Consider the following 17,556-nt stretch of genomic DNA (forward strand, 5'->3'; position numbering starts at 1 on the left):
AAAACCTATCTAAGGTGCTATTAATTATTTAATCTAATTTTCTTCTATTGTTTATTTCCCATATGTTAATCTTATTAGCGCCAAAGGCGCAGTTAAAAAGTAACAAGTACAAAAGTTAAAAGGCAACAAACCTTTACAACTTTAATACTTTTAAACTTTCTAACTCATTTTTTAAGGTGGCTATAGCAACGGGGCTCACCTCTTCCCATTCCGAACAGAGAAGTTAAGCCCGTTAGCGCAGATGGTACTGCTGTATTGTGGGAGAGTATGTCGTCGCCTTTTTTTTTGAAAAGCACTTATCAATAGATAGGTGCTTTTTTTGTTTACATTAAGTTCTAATTAAACCCCTTCATCTATAATGGAGGGGTTTTTTTGGTTTGGATATTTTGGGGTAATAATAGATAATACTTTGCGTAGAGATCCTAAGAGAATTACTCCTAAGCTAAAAGAAGTTTGATGTTTATGAGAAATCGGCCAGGGATTGAGGCGAGCTACCGCGTAGCCCGGAAAGCCCGGCACAAGGCGAAGCCGGAGTGGGACACATAACTTCAAAACGAAAAAATATTCGAAATCGGATTCTTTTTATTTAATGGATATCTTTAAATTTTAAGGTTCTAATTTGTGAGATGACATTTATTTTTCAAAGCGTCTTTAACATTGCTAAACCACTCCTCACTTAAGATACTTAAAACAATACTGTCTCTACGACCCTTTGGAGCTGCACAATTGCCGCGAAGAATCCCTTCTTCTATACATCCAATACTTTTCATAGCGGCAATACTTCTTGCATTTTTAGCATCAGCTCTAAATTCCACACGCTCTAGTTTCATGGTCTCGAAAGCGTATTGAAGTAAGAGAAACTTACAATTCCTATTTAAGCCTGTACCTTGAAATTCTTTAGCATACCAAGTAAAACCTAATTGTACTGTGGAATGTGTTTTTCTGTAATCATAAAAACGGGTGGATCCGGCAATTTTGTTAGTGCGCTTATCTAAAACAATAAAGGGATACGAAGTCCCTGCATCTTTTTCCCTTAAGGCATGTGCTATATAATTCATTAAATTATCTAAACCATCAGCAGGAGTTAATGAGTATTTCCAAAGCTCTGGTTCATTAATAGAAAATTCCTCTAGCAGGGCAATATCTTCTCTCTTTAAGAGTCTTAATAAGACACTATCATTCTCTAAAATGATCTGGTTTTTAAATTCCATAAGAGGTCTTAAAGTTATTTTTAAAATTATTTTTTTAGCTCCTGCAACAAATTATCCAACATCTTCTTATCATAAACTTTTCCTTTGATAATTGTTGCTTTAATATTATCAAGGTTTTTTATGTTCTCTAATGGGTTTCTTTCTAGAATTACCAGGTTTGCTACTTTATGCTCAGCAATACTTCCATAGAATTCTCTCAAACCGAAGAATTCAGGACCGTTAATCATGGAAGTGATAAGTGCTTGTTGTGGTGTAAGTCCAGCTGCAACTAAACTTTGTAATTCTAAATGCAAAGATTCTCCAGGATAGACGAATGAATTAAATGCACCAGAATCTGAACCTGCTAAAACTTTAACGCCCGACTTGTACAATGGTACAATCATATCTGTAGCCAATTGTCCTAATTGTGACCTAGAGCTATTTCCTTGTGATTTTGCTTTTTTCGCAGTTTCTATTCTTCCTTGATATGTTTTCTGAATTCCCTTGTCAATATAATTTAAAAGACTGTCTTCTTTATGATCCACTTCGGTTAATTCTGAAAGCACTTTACCTATATATAGGGTAGGTGTTATAAAAGCATTTTGAGAAGCTAATTTTTTTAAAACAGAATCAGCTAGTTTCGGATCATAAGATTCAACAATTTGTGGGAACATACTATAGCTAGGATTTGTTTGTGTAAGACTATCTACCAACGGAGAGCAAGATTTTATTACATAATACATATGCTCTGTCCCGTCTAATCCGAGTGTTGTTGCTGTTAATATATCTGCACTTAAAGGCATGTGACCTGTAGTTTTTAAACCTCGCGCTTCCGCTTGTTTAATGATTTCGTAGAAAATTTCTTTTTTAAGACTTCCATCATACATTTTAACGTAATCTACATTCAGAAGTTCTAAAGAATCTAAAGCAATTTTTACATCATCATTGCTATCCACAATTATAGAACCCGGCCAAGCTGGTTTATTTCCATCTAATTTTGGACCTGAGGTGAAAATTGTTGGACCAGCTAGTTTCTTATTGTTTATTTGATTTTTCCATTTTAATACGCTTGGTGTTATGTCTCCTCCAGCATCTCGTATATTCGTTATTCCATAGGCTAAGAATAATGGGAGTAGCTTTTTATTTTCTTCAATTAATGTGTCTCCTCCTCGAAAATGAACATGATTATCCCATAATCCTGGCATTACAAATTTATTGGCAGCATCGTAGGTTTGACTAGCTTTATACTTATTTAAATTTGTCATATCATCTACCATTCTAATAGTATCTTGAGAAATGGCTATTAACTGAGACTTGGTTAAGGTGTTACCCAACACATCAATGATTGTTGCATTCGTTATAATTAAATCGAAGTGATTGGTAGTTTTAGTATTGCACGAGCCTAAAAATAATAATACTACAAGTGCTCTTAATATATTCATCTTCTTTAAATAGGATTAACAATCGCAATATTCATCTCTTAAATAAGCTTTAGTTTGAGGATTGGAAGAACAGGAAAAGATTATGGAAGCTGGACCTTGTTCTATTAATTTTCCATCGCATATGAATACTAAGTTATCTGCAATCCTTTTAGCCTGCTGAATGTTATGTGTTACAAATACAATAGTATAATTCTCTTTTAATTTTACCATCATATCCTCAATTGCTCTTGTAGATACCGGATCTAATGAAGAAGTAGGTTCGTCCAATAAAATAACTTCTGGTTTCACAGCTAAAGTTCTAGCAATACATAAGCGTTGTTGCTGCCCAATAGATAATGAAATAGCCTTATCATTTAATCGATGTGAAACCTCTTTCCAGAGAGAAACAGCTTTTAAATTCTCCTCAGCAATTTGCAGCTTCTCGAGCTTACTTAATTTTTTAAGATGCTGAATTCCGAAGAGCACATTTTCCTTAATAGATTTTGGAAAAACACAGGGTTTTTGAAAAACCATACCAATTTGAGTCCGTAACTGTGCTACATCAACATCTTTTTCATTGATGGATAGGCCATTAAAAATAATTTCTCCCTGAGTATTTAATCCGGTAACATCATCATTAATTCTATTTATACTTCTTATAAGTGTCGATTTACCACTACCAGAAGGCCCGATAATACATGTGATCTCATTTTTAGGAATTGAAAGTTGAATATCATCTAAAATATGATTTTCATTGATCCATACTTGAAAATTCTTGATTTCAATGATTTCTTTCTGATTTTTTCCAACTACCGATAAATTCGGTTTTATTACTTTTTCTGCCATCATCTTTTTGATATGGTTTGATGTCTTAATCTAATGAAAAGTGCCGAGATACTAAAAATTATCACAAGTATTACCAAAACTAAACTTGCCCCCCACGCATTTTGTAATGCTGCCGGATTTGTAGCTTGTTGGGCTAGTGCTAAAATATGTGTAGGTAAGGTAGATACCGGCTCTAAAAATGAACTTGGGAACTCCACTCCCGAAAATGCTGTTGCTATAAACATGATGGGTGCAGTTTCACCAATTGCTCGAGCAATCCCAATTAATAAGCCTGTAATAGCACCACTAAAGCCTTGTGGTAAAAGAACCTGTACAATCACCTGCCATTTATTAAGACCTAATGCCGAAGAACTTTCTCTGTAAACGGTAGGAATACTATTTATGGATTGATAGGTAGACAAAGTTACGGTTGGAAGAATCATCATGGAGAGAATTATAGAACCTACAAACCATGAAATCCCCATATTTAATATGTTTACAAAAAATATAAGTCCGAATATTCCAAAAATTACCGACGGGATTCCATTTAAACTATAAATTAAGGTATTGATTATTTTATGTACTGTATCATTCTTTAAATATTCACTCTTATATATTGCAGTACCCAATGCAATCGGTAGGCAAATTAATGCAGCAAAAATAATTAGAAGAATGCTTCCGAATATCTGATATACAATTCCTCCCGAAGCTCCGAATTCCGCAGAAGTATTGGTTAAGAAATCTAGTGAGAGCGCTGGCAGACCGTTCCAAATAATAATTCCAAAAAGGAAAAGTAGTATGAGACTGCATACAAAAACTGCAATGCCCACAGATGCATAAAACAGGTTATTTTGTAGTTTTCTATTCATACAAACGCCCGTTAGATGATTTTAATGAATTTTGAGAAAGTATCGTGAGAATAAGAACTAAGATAAATAATAATAAACCCATAAAGATCATGGCACTAAAATGTACAGATCCAAATGAGGTTTCAGCTATTTCTCTTCCTAATTTAGAGGTAATAGTTTGCCCTGGAGATAACCAATTATAAATGGGTTCAGGGATTTTATCTATACTGCCAATAACTAGCATTACCGCCATTGTCTCGCCTAGAGCTCTTCCAAAAGCCAATAAAATGGCAGCCTTGAGATCTGGTTTTGCTATAGGAATTAATATTTCTTTGATAATTTCAAACTTATATAGCCCAAGTCCTTTAGCCGATTCCCGGTATTTATCTGGGATATGATGAAAAGCATCATCTGTGAGCGTAATAATTGTTGGGAGTATCATTATGGATAATAAAATTCCAGCAGTTAAAATGGTTCTACCAGATTGAAGATTGAAAATATCTTGAATCCAAATACTAAAAAATGCAATTCCTATTAATCCGAAAATTATGGATGGAATCCCAGCTAGTAGCTCTAATAATGATTTTACGACAAATCTATATTTTGAAGGTAAAATCTCGCTAGTGAAAATGGCTGTGTAAATTCCGAGTGGTACTGCTATAAGAAGCGATATAAAAGTTACTACGAAAGTTCCAAATAGCATCGGAAGAATGCCAAATTCCCCAGTTGCTGCATTCCACTTAAAACTAAGTAGATCTAAACCAATGATACTTATTGCATCCCAGCTATTGATTAGAAGAATTGTAAAGATTAAAAAAACAATAAAAGCACTAATTAAAGTGCTTCCATAAACATAGTATTTTCCAATCTTATTGGTTGATCCTAACATAACCAGCTTCCTCCACAATTGTTTGTCCTTTAGAACTCAAAAGATACTCAATAAAATTCTTAACATCTCCCGTCGGTTCTGCATTTGTAACAATTAATAAATCCCTTGTAATAGGAAATTTATTATTGATTATATTTTCTATACTCGGTTCTATTAAAGTTCCATCCAACATTTTGATACTTAAGCCTTTTACATCCTTATTAAGCCAAGCATTGGATAGCATTCCAATAGCCGCATCACTTTGTACAATTGCCGTTTGTTCCTCATTGTTAGAACCAAGAACAAGATCTGCTCCTTCTGCTATTGCCTCCTTATCACCTAATACAATTTCCATAAATACATGCCTGGTTCCTCGAGAAGCTTCTTTATCTATAACAAGTATTTCTTTGTCCGGACCTCCTAATTCTTTCCAATTCCTTATTTCTCCCCGATAGATTTTGGCTATTTCTTCTAAAGTAAGAGTAGTTATTCCAGACTTATATATCTCTGAAGAAACTACTGGTACTACAGCATCTTTTCCAATAGAGATTGGATTAAAATTGACATTTGGATATGCTTCAATTTCCTCTTGAGTAATATCTCTAGATACCATTCCTATATCAATTTTACCTTCACCTAATTGATTTACCCCAACCCCGGAGCCACCTTCGTTTACAATAATATTAATCTCAGGGTTATTTTTTCTGAATTCCTCTGCCGCGATGGAAATAACGGGAAGAACAGTTGTGCTACCAGCAATATTTATAGCTTGTTTTTTATCGCAGGAATTTAGAATTATACATAATAGGAGTATCAGTAGGAGGTTGTTATTTTTCATTAAAATAGTTATCGTGTTGTGAGAAATTAAAAACTTAGGTTTAAAATTATTTTCTTATGTAATCATCACTTTATACATGCAATATAAGATATACGACGAAAAACTATTCTTGGATTACAAATTACGGGATAAATTTTTCCTTTTTTTATAAACCTGATAAAGAGGATGGCACTTGAGGAAGCTCTTTTTTCATTGAAATGTTGAAAAAGATGACTTTGAATTAAGTTTCTTTGCTGCAAGATACCTGCAAAGGTTGTTGGAAGAGGCTTGGTTTGGTATGTAGTCTTTAAGAATTTAACCTAGTGATTTTTAAAATATAAGATTACATAACGAACCAAATTCACATATTAATTTTTTGCATCCCTAAATTATAAGAATACCTATGTTTATGAAGAAAAGTAACACTTGCTTTCTAATTAAGCTGAAGCCTCTTTTATAGAAACCATTATCGCATTTTTCATAAAAGTTTCTTCTAATTTCTCCAACTTTGTAGTCATGTTTTCTGTAAACACCAAATACTGGCATTTATTGATACTTTGTGAAACCCTATATATAGCTTCATAGGCGGATCTCTGAAGAAGATCATGGGCATCCTCAAGAATCATTAATTGAAGTTCTCCTAAATTAATTCCAGTAATAGAGAAGAGCTTATTTATTCTTTTGGGAGTCGCAATAACAATATCTACACCAGCATAAATATCATCTTTTTGATGATCTATATTTTGCTCATCATATGCGCAATAGATCCTAAGATCCATATACCTTGTGAAAGCCTTGAATTTTTCCTCTAGATCTAAAGCAGATTCTTTATCTTTTACATATATCAATGCCCTGGGAGCATCCATATATGCTTCGGAATTAAGTTGTTGAATTGTGCTTATAATCATTGTTGTGGTTTTGCCAGCACCTTCTGGAGCGATACCATAAAAATTTGCGCCACTCTTTATTTTTGAAATACTTTTTTTCTGAAATGGTGTAGGTGATTCTATTTCAAGACGTTCAAGAGCTTCTTTTAAAGGTGTGTTCAGTTTTCTAAATGGCATTCGCTTATAATTTGTAGTAGCTAAAAAAAAATAGCTGTATTTATACTTTTGCAAAAGTACAACCAAATTATTTAGGTCAAATGCTACAAGCAGTAAAGCTTTAGATAGTATTAACTCATATCAATTTCCCAAAGGAGATCATAGTTATATGAGCAGCAATTTCGTGAGGAAAAGAAAATTTAATAATAGCTAATCCTACTTTATTATTTGGATTTTAGCCTTTTTGTAATTAATTTTTTGAAGCTATACATTCATTACTTAGCCTTGTTCTAAACCCAATTTTTTTAGCTTTATTATGGCCTCTACATTTAGAAAGAGATATTTATATATGCGAACTTATCCCCCAATTTTTAGTTTCTTGATTTTACTTAGATCAATCGGTTGTGATTTTTAAATAATTTTTATATATTTGATTATCAGGCTTTAATGTTAATATTTTAAGCTGATGTCCTCGAATTTACTTTCCGAATACCAGTGAAAACTTGCTGCTTTTGTTATTTATGGCTATAAATATGTAACCTAAAATTAACAATATGAAAAATCAATTACACAGAATTATTGTAGTTGCAGCTATTCTTTCTTTAGTCCTTTTTAGTTGGATGAAATCTAGAAGTGATGCTAATGCACAATATGAAACTAATAAAGTTGAAATTGAAGATAGTCAGGATAGTGCTTCAACACAAGTAAGTTATATTACTTTAGATGAAGTTAGAAGTTAAAAGCTATTTGATTAATTGTATAATTATATCCTATGCACTGCATTCAGGTACAGCATTTCTATGTTTTAATTTTTGAAAATAATTTGCTAACAGAGATCACGAGCATTTTCGCTACTTCTACATTTGAATTCTGCTACGGAACTAATCTCTTTCTTTTCTGATGAGAATTTCTATATTAGACAAGGTAATAACCGAAATCTATTTTTCAAAAGCCTTTGAATTTTCTTCGGAATAAATGTCTAAAATTCTTATAAGTATTATTCGCTCTTTAATAGTAATTTCAAAATTATTAAATTGAAAATGGATATTCTGCCACAATAGGAAGATAGATTGTAAGCTATAATCCCTGCCATGTCACAATTAATATTTCTTATTATTTATACTTTTTAAGAAGCGAGTTTATTCAATTATAAATTTAAAACCTCCCGTGATAATGCTTGAGCTTAGTCCAGAATCACGATCGTATTTGTTATACTTAAGGTCGATGCTCTTTAGTCCGAAATTCCAGAACTTGAAATCTGTTAATAGATCGGTATATGAAACCCCAAAGCCATATTGATTTGCGCTATACTCCGAAATATCATAGTCTGAAGTATAAAATTCTTCTGTTGATAGATGACTTTCATAGGGTGCAAAATAATCTGCCGCTGTCTGAATGTAATACCTGTAGGAGGGATACAGCGTAAATTTTTGGCTGATTTTTATAGGTAATTCTAAGCTAGCGGTATGAGATTTTATTCCCCAATCATCTGTATAAAATCTGTAATAGGAGCGGAGTACAAATATCTCATTGATATAGTAATTTAAACGCCCACCAACTGCAACTTTAAATCTTGAATCTGGCAATCGTTCAATATCATCTGCCAGTTGGAAGTTTTCGATAAATGAATCTGCAACATCACTAAAATATACTCGTTGAAAAGGAGTAGAGAGTAAGCCTTTTTGCTGAACAAAATCTAAAGCCAAGGAGGCTTGCATCTTTTTAGATAGAATCTGTGAAAAACCAAAACCTAAAGAATAGGAGTTTCTCCGTTTATTTTTTAATTCAGTAAAATTTGGATTATAATCTTGATTCCCAATTATAGAATTTCTATTGAAAATTAATGGATCATTTTGATTGCTTGAATTTGCGAAGGACCTTAATTCTATAGGGTAAATAGTATTCCATGTATCTAAATAAACATTAAGATTCACACTTAGTTCAGTATTCTTTTCATTGAGCAGTTTGGTGTAACTCCCACCAGCACCTATAGAGAAATAATCATATTCTGTAGAAACAGAAGCCTTTGCAGACCAAATTTTATTCCTGTCATCTGAACTATGGCTGTAAGTTCCTGTTACATTTCCCCAAAGATCTGAAGCAGAAGCACCAGAACTTGCTACAAATGGATCGGCTAATTTACCGCCATCAAAAGGATCTATATTGCTTGACGATGCAGAAGTATATGCGGAGATTCCAGCATCAATCGTCAAGATATCGTCTTCATTTAATGGAATGGAAATTACGACTGTACCTGTAGCATCGGTTAATTCCTCAGAACCGATTCCACCACTAACGGCAGCATTATACCCGTCTTGAGAGTAGTAACTTGATAGGAAATCTACTTCTGTGTTTTCAAGTATTCTTTTTTTATAAACATTACTAGAATCTTGGGCAAATCCAATTGTGAATGAGAAGATAAAAGTGGTAAATATTAATCTTTGAAACATATTCATTTATGAATTGTATAAAATTAAAAAATACGTTCTAGTTGCAACCGCAACCGCCCCCTGTTTTGCCACCGTTAGCACCAACTGCTGCTTCTCTATAGGAATGAAAAGTAGTGGTATTTCTATCAGATTTTTTATCAGATAATGTCATATCAGGATCATTAATATTCACCTTTTCATATTCTTTTACCGCAACACATGAAGTTAGGGATGCAGTAAGAATAACTATGATAAAAATTTTCTTAATCATATTTTATCGATTTCAATATTATTAGAAGTATGAATTGCACCCTTGTCGTCTATAATAATACACTCTATTTTAGGCAATTGGTTCACTCTATTTAATCCTACTTCTATTCCCATTACAAAAATAGAAGTTGCAAGCGCATCTGCTATTTCAGCTTTGGGGGCAAATACGGTAACACTAATAATTCCAGTGGTTGGATATCCGGTTCTAGGGTCTATTATGTGCGAAAATCGCTTATCATTAAAGGTAACATACTTTTCATAATTACCAGATGTTACAACTGCAGAATTGCTAACAGGCATTAAGGCAAATGCTTTATTTTTATTCATTGGATTGGTAATTGCGACTTTCCATTCTTTACCGTCTGGTTGCAATCCCCACGTATTCATATCTCCAGAGGCATTAATAATTCCAGAAACGACTCCTTTTTCTATTAGCAATGCTTTAGCTTTATCTGCCGCATATCCCTTTCCAATAGCTCCAAAACCTATTTTCATCCCAGATAATTTAAGTAAAACACTTCTGTTCTCCTTATCTAGTATAATATTTTGATAACCTACTTTTGATACTGAATTTCTAATAATTTCTTCATCTGGCATTTGCGTCATAGAGCCGTCAAATATCCAAACCTTATCCATAGAAGCATAACTTATATCAAAAGCGCCATCGGAGAGTTTAGAGATTACTATTGCGCGTTGAATAAGATCGAATAGCTCCTTGTCTACCTTAACTGGTTTTACTCCGGCATTTCTGTTAATCTCAGAAGTTTGAGAATTTGGATCCCATGAGGAGATCAGTCTTTCTATTCTTGAAATTTCATTTATCGCTTGATCTATATATTTCTCACCTTTTGCTGAATCATTTGCCACTACGGTAATCTCAAAGCGACTCCCCATTAGTTTTAGGGTACGTTTATAGGGTTGCTGTGCAAATATAAAAGAAGTGATAAAAAGAAATAATAATATTAAGGCAGGTCTATTCAAAATGCTTAATTATATGAAGAAAGTAATTTTTCAAATTGTTCTGGTCCCATTTTTTGATAACCTGTAGAACCTTTCACCTCACCTTTTGAATTTAGTACTACCACAAATGGGAAGTATCCATTATTGTTATATTTCTCTGCCAAAACATTATTGCGATCTTGTTGTTCTTTAGATAATGCGTTTTTGCTTCTTTTTGGGAAATCTGCTTTTAGCATTACAAAGTGATCTTTTGAATATTTCTTGAATTCTTCAGTACTCCATACTTCGCGATCCAATTTAATACATGGGCCACACCAGTCTGAACCTTGAAAGACGAGTACAATTGGTTTTTGTTCTTTCTTAGCAATTTCCTTTGCAGTAGTAAAATCTGTTTGCCAATCCTGAGCTAAAAGGCTACTAAAGCTTATAAAAGTGAATAGAACTGTAATTAGGACTCTTTTCATTATAATTTATATAAGATATTCAACTGAATTATTCAATTACTGAACCAAAGTTTCATCAACTTTAAACATAAAACATTTTATTTAACGTGATATTGTGTTTCGAGCTCCTGTTATAATTAAATAATAAATTAAAAAAAGCCTGTAACACTCTTAGGATTACAGGCTATAAAATATAAGTAAATTTTATTTATTTAAGTGACTGAAATAATTCATCTGCTACCTTATTTGAAGATGCAGGATTTTGTCCTGTGATTAAATTTCCATCTTTTACCACATGAACATCCCAGTTAGCTGCTTTGGAAAAAACACCTCCATTTTCCTTTAGCATATCCTCCACTAGAAATGGAACAACATTGGTTAATTGTACAGCTTCTTCTTCAGTATTCGTAAATCCTGTAACATTTTTCCCCATTACTAATGGCTCCCCATTTTCTTTTTTCACATCCTTCAAAATTCCCGGAGCATGACACACAAGTGCAATTGGTTTATCCTGCTCATTGAAAGTTTCGATCAAAGCTATGGAAGTTTTATCTTCAGCAAGATCCCAAAGTGGACCATGACCGCCTGGATAAAATACGGCATCAAAATCTTCTGCTTTAACATTTTCCAGTTTTACAGTAGTATTAATTATTTCCTGTGCAGATTTATCTTTATTATAACGCTTGGTTGCTTCTGTTTGACTTGCTTCTGCTTTACTTCTAGGGTCTATAGGAGCTTTGCCTCCTTTAGGAGATGCTACCGTGATTTTCACCCCTTTATCAAGTAAGTTATAATATGGAGCAGCAAACTCTTCAACCCAGAATCCTGTTTTTTCGCCAGTATCACCTAACTCATCATGAGAAGTCAAAACAAATAATACTTTCTTTTGATCTGTATTTTGTTTATCGCTATTTGTGTTTTCCTGACTATTAGCAGTTAAGCTGCTTAAACCTATAGCTAGAATTGTTAAATGTGTTAATTTCATTACTTTCTATTCTTATTATTAATTGAAAACCAAATGCGCCCATTCTATAGCGCCAGTTTTTTATTTTAAACTTTAACTACCATTTTTCCTTTATTCTTTCCTTCGAAAAGATCTAAAAATGCTTGAGGAATATTCTCAAAACCTTCAACAATGGTTTCAGAATAACTAAGCTTATCTTGATTTAACCATTCAGTTAATTGCTTGATTCCTGCTGGATGTTTGTCTGCATAATCAAATACTACAAAACCTTGCATAGAAGAACTTTTCTTCACTAAAAATGGTTGCACGCTAATGCTCTTTGGAAGTTCGGTATTATTATAAACAGAGATTGCTCCACAATTAATAGTCCTTGAGAACTTATTGATGTTAAAAAGGACAGCTTCAGAAATATCACCACCAACATTGTCAAAATATACATCTACACCATCGGGACATGCTATGGCAATTGCCTCATTCATGTTTTTGGTAGTGTTGTAATTTATACCTTCATCAAAACCGAATTTTGCTTTCAGCAGTTCCACCTTTTCATCTGTTCCGGCAATTCCAACTACTCGTAATCCTAGAATCTTACCAATTTGTCCTACTACGCTACCTACAGCACCTGCTGCACCAGATACAAGTAGAGTTTCACCTTTCTTTGGTTTTCCAATTTCAGTTAATCCCAAATAGGCTGTTAATCCTGTCATCCCCAAAACACCTAGATATGCTGATAGTGAAGCTTTGTCTGGATCTACCTTTAAAAGATCATCGCCTTTTGCCACTTGTGTTCCTTTCCACTCTAACATTCCAGACACGTGATCTCCTTTACTAAAGTTACTATTCTTAGATTCTACAACTTCTGCAATGATGCCAGAAACAATTGGTTTATTTAACTCAAATGGTGGTATGTAAGACGGAGCATCGCTCATTCTTCCTCTCAAATATGGGTCCACAGAAACATATTTAGTATTAACCAAAACTTCACCTTCTTGTAATTCAGAAATTTCTGAAGTTGTGAATTCAAAATCGTTTAATTCTGGTTTTCCAGCTGGTCTATTCTTTAAATTAATTGTTTTTGTTGTGCTCATGATTTTTATTTTTTTAAATTTTAATACTATTCCACGCCATATTATAGGCTTCATCCACGTGCGTAGATGATAATTCATACAGATCTCGCTGTTGCATATTCATTAAAAATGAGATAGGGTAAATACTGAATGCATAAAGCATATATGGGGATACTTGTTTAATGATCCCTTCATTCTGTCCGCGTACCCAAAGATCTAAGAGAGGTTGCAGGTGTTTTAAGCCTTCCTTTCTGCTAGCTTCATCTATCATAGGGGTATTATCACATTGAGATAGAAACATAGCTTCTTCCACTTCTTTCAGTTTGAATATGGCAATATTCTTCCAGATCTTTTCGAAACCTTTTTCAACAGAAAAATGTTCTTCATAATCCATAAAAGCAAAATCACTAAATGAGGCCTTTACTTCAACATAAACCTGATTAATCAAGTTTTGTTTATTTTCAAAATAGAGGTAGATCGTTCCAGGAGAAATCCCAGCCATCTTTGCAATCTTGGACATAGGAGCTGCGTGAAAACCGTTGTTATTAACAAGTTTGATTGTAGCTCTTACGAGTGCTTCTCGTTTATTTTGACTTTTTGAAGGTATGCTCATAAAGTATAATAATGATACAAATTTACATTAAAATGAACGTTCATTCATTTTTTAAAATGGGTTTATGTTTTATTTAACCCTATCCTTTAAAGCTTTGCTAAAAAAGAAAGGAATTGGTAAAAATTTCTAAGTTTAGGGGAAGTACAAATAAGCCTAATCCAAACTTATCTTATTGATACTAAACTCCATATTTTTTATAGGTCCAGTAGTCTCATTGATCCTAGAGTTTGTATAATAAAGGCTATTCTTATAAATACTGAAGCTGTCTGCCCATTTAATTTTTTCTCCTTCTGCAAACGTGTTCATTTTTCCAGAGGAAATATTTAGTTTCATAATTTTTTGTTGTTCAAGATCGGCAAAATATAGATTTCCTTTTGTGTCGAAGAGCATTCCATCTGGAGCAGGTGTTTTCTTAATAAATTTCACTTTTTTTTGTATAGCTTCTTCTTTACCATTAATCAAAATTTCGGTTGGTACAGCATATAGACTATATCCGGTCAATGCATGGTAATATAGTAGATCATTTTCTGTATCCAGAGCTATACCATCAGAATGTACGGTGTTGTTCCAACTGTCCCCATCTATTATCAAATGATCTTTTTCTGTTAGAGTAGAGTAGTGGTCATTCAAGACTCTTTTGGTAGTTCCATCTACAAGATCTAAGACCACCAATCCAGCATGGCCGGAATCTGTGAAATACGCCTTCTCTTTTTTCTTATCTATTCGCAGATCATTTATATAAGAATCCTTATGAAAACTATCATCTTCGAAGATGTAGGTTCGTTTAAGAGTATCAGTCTTCAAATCGAACACAAACACTCTTGGATTATCTATTACACCTTTAAAAAGAGCGTTGCGAGTATCTAACACATATAATTCGTCGTTGGAAACAATCACAGATTGTACACCAATAAATATCGAGTCCTTTGGAGTTACACCAATTTCCCAAGAGTTCCAATTTTCATTAGGAAAGGCATGCGAGATTCCATTTTTATCTATTTCAACAACAGAGTTTTCTACAGCCTTTCTCCATCGCGGAAAATTAACAAACATTCTTCCTTGATCGCTTATGCTTAAGCCTGTAACCTGTTGCCCTTTAAAGGAAATTACTTCTTCTATGTTTCTTTCTGAAGTAGCGGGAGCGGTAATAGATTTACAGCTTATAATTGTTGCTATACTTATAATTAATACTATTTTATTCATTTGGATTTAGTGTAAAAAGATTATTACTTCTGTGAAGGTGAGGGTTTAGGAAGTGGATTTTTTTGTCAAAAAATTGAGGTTTTAATTAGTTGCATCTTTAATAAAAACCCTTGTTAATTAATAGAACAAGGGTCTTATATTACTTATAGTTCTTTACTGAATAAGATAAAGAGTAATGTGTTAGCTCATAACTATGCGTATATATTTCAAATAGAATTCCAAATGGATCTTCTACATAACCCATTTTATATGGTTTATCTTTTGGATAGTATTCACTAATTGGCATTCTCTATTTACCTCCATAAGAAACTATCTTTTCAACCATAAGGGAAAATGATCTTGGATATACCTCTTTTTTATTCTTAGTACTTTTGTTTGAAGAGTTAATGAATTGAAATAAACTTTGTTTAGAATATGGTTCCTTTATGAACGCACCGCTTTTTCAATTGGAGTTTCTCCAGAGAGTATTTCAAAAATCTGATTTTTTTTTACATCATCATCTAACACTTCCACTAAAGTTTTAGCTACATCTGCTCTAGAGATACTACCTTGATTTTCAAATTTTTCTTGCAATTGGATTTTCCCTGAAGCAGCATCATCTGTAAGTGAACCTGGACGAACGATACTGTAATTTAATCCACTAACTCGAAGATGATCATCCGCATTTTGTTTTGCTATTAAATAATCCTTAAGATCTTCACTCACTGAAGGCTTATCTGCGCCCATAGAGCTCAACATTACAAATTTTGTTATACCCGCTTTCATAGCCGCATCTGTCAGTTTTTTTGCACCTTCCTGATCTACGCCAATTACATTCTTTCCTTTAGAACCGGCAGCAAATATTACCTTATCGGTATTTTTCATAGCATGGTCTAGATCTTCTTCAAGATCAGCCATAACAGCCATTACATTTTCTTTTTCAAAATGGTCTTTTTGTTCCTGCTTTCTAACCATTGCTATAGGCTGATAGTTTTTAGATTCCTTCAATAAATCTATAATGATTCTTCCTGTCGTACCGTTTGCTCCGGCTACTAACACATTTTTCACTTTGCTCATAATCATCTTTTTTTATTATTTTAATTGTAAGAATTTTGTATAAAACTTGATATTTAGGATAGGCTTATTATCACTTTTCCTTTTGCTTTTCCAGAAGCAAGATATTCATAGGCATCTATTCCATCTTCTAAAGAATAAATAAGATCTACAATTGGTTTGATAGCTCGGTCTTCTACCATAGTAGCAATTTCCTTAAGCTGTTCTGCATTTGGTTGCATCCAAGTTAGTTTATATTCAGCGGACTTATCTTTTATTAGCTTTGCTAATTTTTCGGGTAGTTTATAATCTTGCATTCCCATTTGCTTTGCTGTTTCCTCATCTGGTGGACCTACTATTGTTGTTACTCTTCCGCCATCTTTAATAATTTCAAAAGCATCGAAAGTATAATCGTCTCCTAAAGTGTCGAAAACGATGTCCAAATTGTTTGCGATCTCTTTATAGTCTTCCGTTTTATAATCTATCACACGATCGGCGCCTAAGGCCTTAACCCAGTCTACATTGCTTGTACTAGTAGTTGTATACACAATTGCTCCTTTTGCTTTTGCATATTGAACCGCGAAACTTCCAACACCACCAGATCCTGCATGAATAAGAATTCTATCGTTTTCTTTAATTCCAACCTTTTCTAAAGCTTGGATTGCAGTTAGTCCTGTTAATGGTAAACCAGATGCTTGCTCAAAAGTTATATTATCTGGTTTTAAAGCGGCAAACTCACTATTAACTGCTACAAACTCGGCAACAGTTCCCATTTGTTCTTGTGGAACTCTAGAATAGATTTCATCTCCAATTTCGAAATTTTTTACATCTGCTCCTTTTTCAACTACTACGCCACTTAAATCAAAACCTATGGTACTCGGTAATTTTAAAGAAATCATATCTTTAAGTTTACCCTCCACCATTTTGTAATCTATGGGGTTTAATGAAGCCGCTTTAACTTCAACTAAAATATCATTCGATTTTATAGAAGGTTTATCAATCTCATTTAGAGATAAACCTTCTTTAATCTCACCGTATTTCACTATTTGTAATGCTTTCATAATTATATTTTTTAATTTAACTTATTGTAATTTAATCAATTATGTTTTAATTTCTGATTTGTGCGTTAGGTCAGTAATCCATTTATCCAAAGTATTCTTAAGAAGCATGACATCTGTAAGTTCTACTTCTTCGGAAAGTAATCTGTTCAAAAGCTTTTGTGGAACTTCTGATGCAAGATTTTTAAGATCTTTACCTTTTTCTGTTAGTTCTACTCGTACACTACGCTCGTCTTCAGTAGATCTAGTTCGATTAAGCAAGTCTATTTTTGCCATTCGCTTAATCAAAGGTGAAAGTGTATTAGTATTTAATAGTAATTTTTCACCTATCTGATTTACTGAGAGATTTCCATGCTCCCATAAAACCATAAGGACGAGATACTGCGGATAGGTAATACCCATTTTTTCTAAAAAAGGCTTGTAAGCTTTAGTAATAAGACGAGATACAGAATAAAGAGGAAAACAGATCTGATTGTCTAATTTTAATTGATCTTCCTTATCCATA

19 protein-coding genes, 1 rRNA gene and 1 pseudogene are annotated in these 17,556 nt (G+C 33.3%); 2 read left to right on the forward strand and 19 right to left on the reverse strand.

The annotated features are described in order from the left end of the window. Positions 1 to 172: 172 nt before the first annotated feature. A 5S ribosomal RNA gene (gene rrf, locus I130_RS14185) occupies positions 173 to 282 on the forward strand. 332 nt (positions 283 to 614) lie between these two features. Here rrf and I130_RS14190 read toward each other — a convergent pair. The 7 genes from I130_RS14190 to I130_RS14220 all read right to left on the reverse strand — a co-directional run bounded on the left by I130_RS14190 (position 615) and on the right by I130_RS14220 (position 7,033). Further along, positions 615 to 1,211 (reverse strand): GNAT family N-acetyltransferase, encoded by a 597-nt coding sequence (locus tag I130_RS14190; RefSeq protein WP_034924643.1) that lies wholly within the window; start codon positions 1,209 to 1,211, stop codon positions 615 to 617. 26 nt (positions 1,212 to 1,237) lie between these two features. Next, positions 1,238 to 2,632 carry an amidohydrolase family protein gene (locus tag I130_RS14195; RefSeq protein WP_034924646.1) on the reverse strand — a complete coding sequence of 465 codons (1,395 nt, stop codon included), beginning with the start codon at positions 2,630 to 2,632 and terminating at the stop codon, positions 1,238 to 1,240. A 15-nt stretch (positions 2,633 to 2,647) separates the two neighbouring features. Beyond that, positions 2,648 to 3,460 (reverse strand): phosphate ABC transporter ATP-binding protein, encoded by an 813-nt coding sequence (locus I130_RS14200; RefSeq protein ID WP_083932931.1) that lies wholly within the window; start codon positions 3,458 to 3,460, stop codon positions 2,648 to 2,650. Next, positions 3,457 to 4,305: a phosphate ABC transporter permease PstA gene (pstA, locus tag I130_RS14205; protein WP_034924649.1), complete on the reverse strand. Its 849-nt coding sequence runs from the start codon at positions 4,303 to 4,305 to the stop codon at positions 3,457 to 3,459. The genes I130_RS14200 and pstA overlap by 4 nt, the downstream gene beginning before the upstream one ends. Continuing rightward, complete coding sequence (gene pstC, locus I130_RS14210; protein ID WP_034924655.1) at positions 4,298 to 5,173, reverse strand: phosphate ABC transporter permease subunit PstC; 876 nt, start codon at positions 5,171 to 5,173, stop codon at positions 4,298 to 4,300. Before pstC ends, pstA begins: the two co-directional genes overlap by 8 nt. Then, positions 5,154 to 5,990 carry a phosphate ABC transporter substrate-binding protein gene (locus I130_RS14215; protein ID WP_034924659.1) on the reverse strand — a complete coding sequence of 279 codons (837 nt, stop codon included), beginning with the start codon at positions 5,988 to 5,990 and terminating at the stop codon, positions 5,154 to 5,156. The genes pstC and I130_RS14215 overlap by 20 nt, the downstream gene beginning before the upstream one ends. Before the next feature lie 416 nt (positions 5,991 to 6,406). Continuing rightward, positions 6,407 to 7,033 (reverse strand): DEAD/DEAH box helicase, encoded by a 627-nt coding sequence (locus I130_RS14220; protein ID WP_034924663.1) that lies wholly within the window; start codon positions 7,031 to 7,033, stop codon positions 6,407 to 6,409. Positions 7,034 to 7,566: 533 nt separating this feature from the next. Between I130_RS14220 and I130_RS14225 the strand changes: the two genes are divergently transcribed. Beyond that, the gene (locus I130_RS14225) at positions 7,567 to 7,752 is read left to right on the forward strand and encodes a hypothetical protein (RefSeq protein WP_034924666.1); all 186 of its coding nucleotides are present in this window, start codon (positions 7,567 to 7,569) and stop codon (positions 7,750 to 7,752) included. A 399-nt stretch (positions 7,753 to 8,151) separates the two neighbouring features. On the opposite strand, the gene I130_RS14230 is transcribed toward I130_RS14225, so the two are convergent. From I130_RS14230 to I130_RS14280, 12 genes and pseudogenes are all read right to left on the reverse strand, one after another. Then, the gene (locus I130_RS14230) at positions 8,152 to 9,462 is read right to left on the reverse strand and encodes a DUF3570 domain-containing protein (protein ID WP_034924719.1); all 1,311 of its coding nucleotides are present in this window, start codon (positions 9,460 to 9,462) and stop codon (positions 8,152 to 8,154) included. A 37-nt stretch (positions 9,463 to 9,499) separates the two neighbouring features. Beyond that, positions 9,500 to 9,712, reverse strand: a complete 213-nt coding sequence (locus I130_RS14235) for a DUF4266 domain-containing protein (RefSeq protein ID WP_034924669.1) — start codon at positions 9,710 to 9,712, stop codon at positions 9,500 to 9,502. Further along, positions 9,709 to 10,605: an FAD:protein FMN transferase gene (locus tag I130_RS14240; RefSeq protein ID WP_083932932.1), complete on the reverse strand. Its 897-nt coding sequence runs from the start codon at positions 10,603 to 10,605 to the stop codon at positions 9,709 to 9,711. The genes I130_RS14235 and I130_RS14240 overlap by 4 nt, the downstream gene beginning before the upstream one ends. A 92-nt stretch (positions 10,606 to 10,697) precedes the next feature. Beyond that, complete coding sequence (locus I130_RS14245) at positions 10,698 to 11,135, reverse strand: thioredoxin family protein (protein ID WP_034924672.1); 438 nt, start codon at positions 11,133 to 11,135, stop codon at positions 10,698 to 10,700. Between the two features lie 187 nt (positions 11,136 to 11,322). Continuing rightward, a complete protein-coding gene (locus I130_RS14250; RefSeq protein WP_034924676.1) occupies positions 11,323 to 12,099 on the reverse strand; it encodes a type 1 glutamine amidotransferase domain-containing protein in 777 nt (258 codons plus the stop codon). Positions 12,100 to 12,164: 65 nt separating this feature from the next. Next, positions 12,165 to 13,166, reverse strand: coding sequence for an NADP-dependent oxidoreductase (locus I130_RS14255; protein WP_034924730.1), 1,002 nt, complete (start codon positions 13,164 to 13,166; stop codon positions 12,165 to 12,167). Between the two features lie 13 nt (positions 13,167 to 13,179). Next, entirely contained in the window at positions 13,180 to 13,758 is a 579-nt protein-coding gene (locus I130_RS14260) for a TetR/AcrR family transcriptional regulator (protein WP_034924679.1), read from the reverse strand. 153 nt (positions 13,759 to 13,911) lie between these two features. Continuing rightward, the gene (locus I130_RS14265; protein WP_034924682.1) at positions 13,912 to 14,961 is read right to left on the reverse strand and encodes an L-dopachrome tautomerase-related protein; all 1,050 of its coding nucleotides are present in this window, start codon (positions 14,959 to 14,961) and stop codon (positions 13,912 to 13,914) included. Positions 14,962 to 15,100: 139 nt separating this feature from the next. Then, positions 15,101 to 15,286 (reverse strand): annotated as a pseudogene (locus tag I130_RS16520) (glyoxalase); the annotation flags it as partial. 98 nt (positions 15,287 to 15,384) lie between these two features. Further along, positions 15,385 to 16,017, reverse strand: a complete 633-nt coding sequence (locus I130_RS14270; protein ID WP_083932935.1) for an SDR family oxidoreductase — start codon at positions 16,015 to 16,017, stop codon at positions 15,385 to 15,387. Between the two features lie 53 nt (positions 16,018 to 16,070). Then, positions 16,071 to 17,054 (reverse strand): NADP-dependent oxidoreductase, encoded by a 984-nt coding sequence (locus I130_RS14275; RefSeq protein ID WP_034924685.1) that lies wholly within the window; start codon positions 17,052 to 17,054, stop codon positions 16,071 to 16,073. A 39-nt stretch (positions 17,055 to 17,093) separates the two neighbouring features. Further along, a complete protein-coding gene (locus tag I130_RS14280; RefSeq protein WP_034924688.1) occupies positions 17,094 to 17,555 on the reverse strand; it encodes a MarR family winged helix-turn-helix transcriptional regulator in 462 nt (153 codons plus the stop codon). Position 17,556 lies beyond the last annotated feature (1 nt).

Origin of the sequence: Gillisia sp. CAL575 (assembly GCF_000403785.1) — a bacterium.
Lineage (GTDB): Bacteria > Bacteroidota > Bacteroidia > Flavobacteriales > Flavobacteriaceae > Gillisia.

Bases quoted from the DNA above. Each gene is read 5' to 3' on its own strand.
- I130_RS14230 (WP_034924719.1), bottom strand. From the start codon at position 9,462: ATGTTTCAAAGATTAATATTTACCACTTTTATCTTCTCATTCACAATT.
- I130_RS14270 (WP_083932935.1), bottom strand. From the start codon at position 16,017: ATGAGCAAAGTGAAAAATGTGTTAGTAGCCGGAGCAAACGGTACGACA.
- I130_RS14280 (WP_034924688.1), bottom strand. From the start codon at position 17,555: ATGGATAAGGAAGATCAATTAAAATTAGACAATCAGATCTGTTTTCCT.
- I130_RS14215 (WP_034924659.1), bottom strand. From the start codon at position 5,990: ATGAAAAATAACAACCTCCTACTGATACTCCTATTATGTATAATTCTA.
- I130_RS14245 (WP_034924672.1), bottom strand. From the start codon at position 11,135: ATGAAAAGAGTCCTAATTACAGTTCTATTCACTTTTATAAGCTTTAGT.
- pstA (WP_034924649.1), bottom strand. From the start codon at position 4,305: ATGAATAGAAAACTACAAAATAACCTGTTTTATGCATCTGTGGGCATT.
- I130_RS14265 (WP_034924682.1), bottom strand. From the start codon at position 14,961: ATGAATAAAATAGTATTAATTATAAGTATAGCAACAATTATAAGCTGT.
- I130_RS14260 (WP_034924679.1), bottom strand. From the start codon at position 13,758: ATGAGCATACCTTCAAAAAGTCAAAATAAACGAGAAGCACTCGTAAGA.
- I130_RS14220 (WP_034924663.1), bottom strand. From the start codon at position 7,033: ATGCCATTTAGAAAACTGAACACACCTTTAAAAGAAGCTCTTGAACGT.
- I130_RS14190 (WP_034924643.1), bottom strand. From the start codon at position 1,211: ATGGAATTTAAAAACCAGATCATTTTAGAGAATGATAGTGTCTTATTA.
- I130_RS14200 (WP_083932931.1), bottom strand. From the start codon at position 3,460: ATGATGGCAGAAAAAGTAATAAAACCGAATTTATCGGTAGTTGGAAAA.
- pstC (WP_034924655.1), bottom strand. From the start codon at position 5,173: ATGTTAGGATCAACCAATAAGATTGGAAAATACTATGTTTATGGAAGC.
- I130_RS14225 (WP_034924666.1), top strand. From the start codon at position 7,567: ATGAAAAATCAATTACACAGAATTATTGTAGTTGCAGCTATTCTTTCT.
- I130_RS14195 (WP_034924646.1), bottom strand. From the start codon at position 2,632: ATGAATATATTAAGAGCACTTGTAGTATTATTATTTTTAGGCTCGTGC.
- I130_RS14275 (WP_034924685.1), bottom strand. From the start codon at position 17,054: ATGAAAGCATTACAAATAGTGAAATACGGTGAGATTAAAGAAGGTTTA.
- I130_RS14255 (WP_034924730.1), bottom strand. From the start codon at position 13,166: ATGAGCACAACAAAAACAATTAATTTAAAGAATAGACCAGCTGGAAAA.
- I130_RS14250 (WP_034924676.1), bottom strand. From the start codon at position 12,099: ATGAAATTAACACATTTAACAATTCTAGCTATAGGTTTAAGCAGCTTA.
- I130_RS14235 (WP_034924669.1), bottom strand. From the start codon at position 9,712: ATGATTAAGAAAATTTTTATCATAGTTATTCTTACTGCATCCCTAACT.
- I130_RS14240 (WP_083932932.1), bottom strand. From the start codon at position 10,605: ATGGGGAGTCGCTTTGAGATTACCGTAGTGGCAAATGATTCAGCAAAA.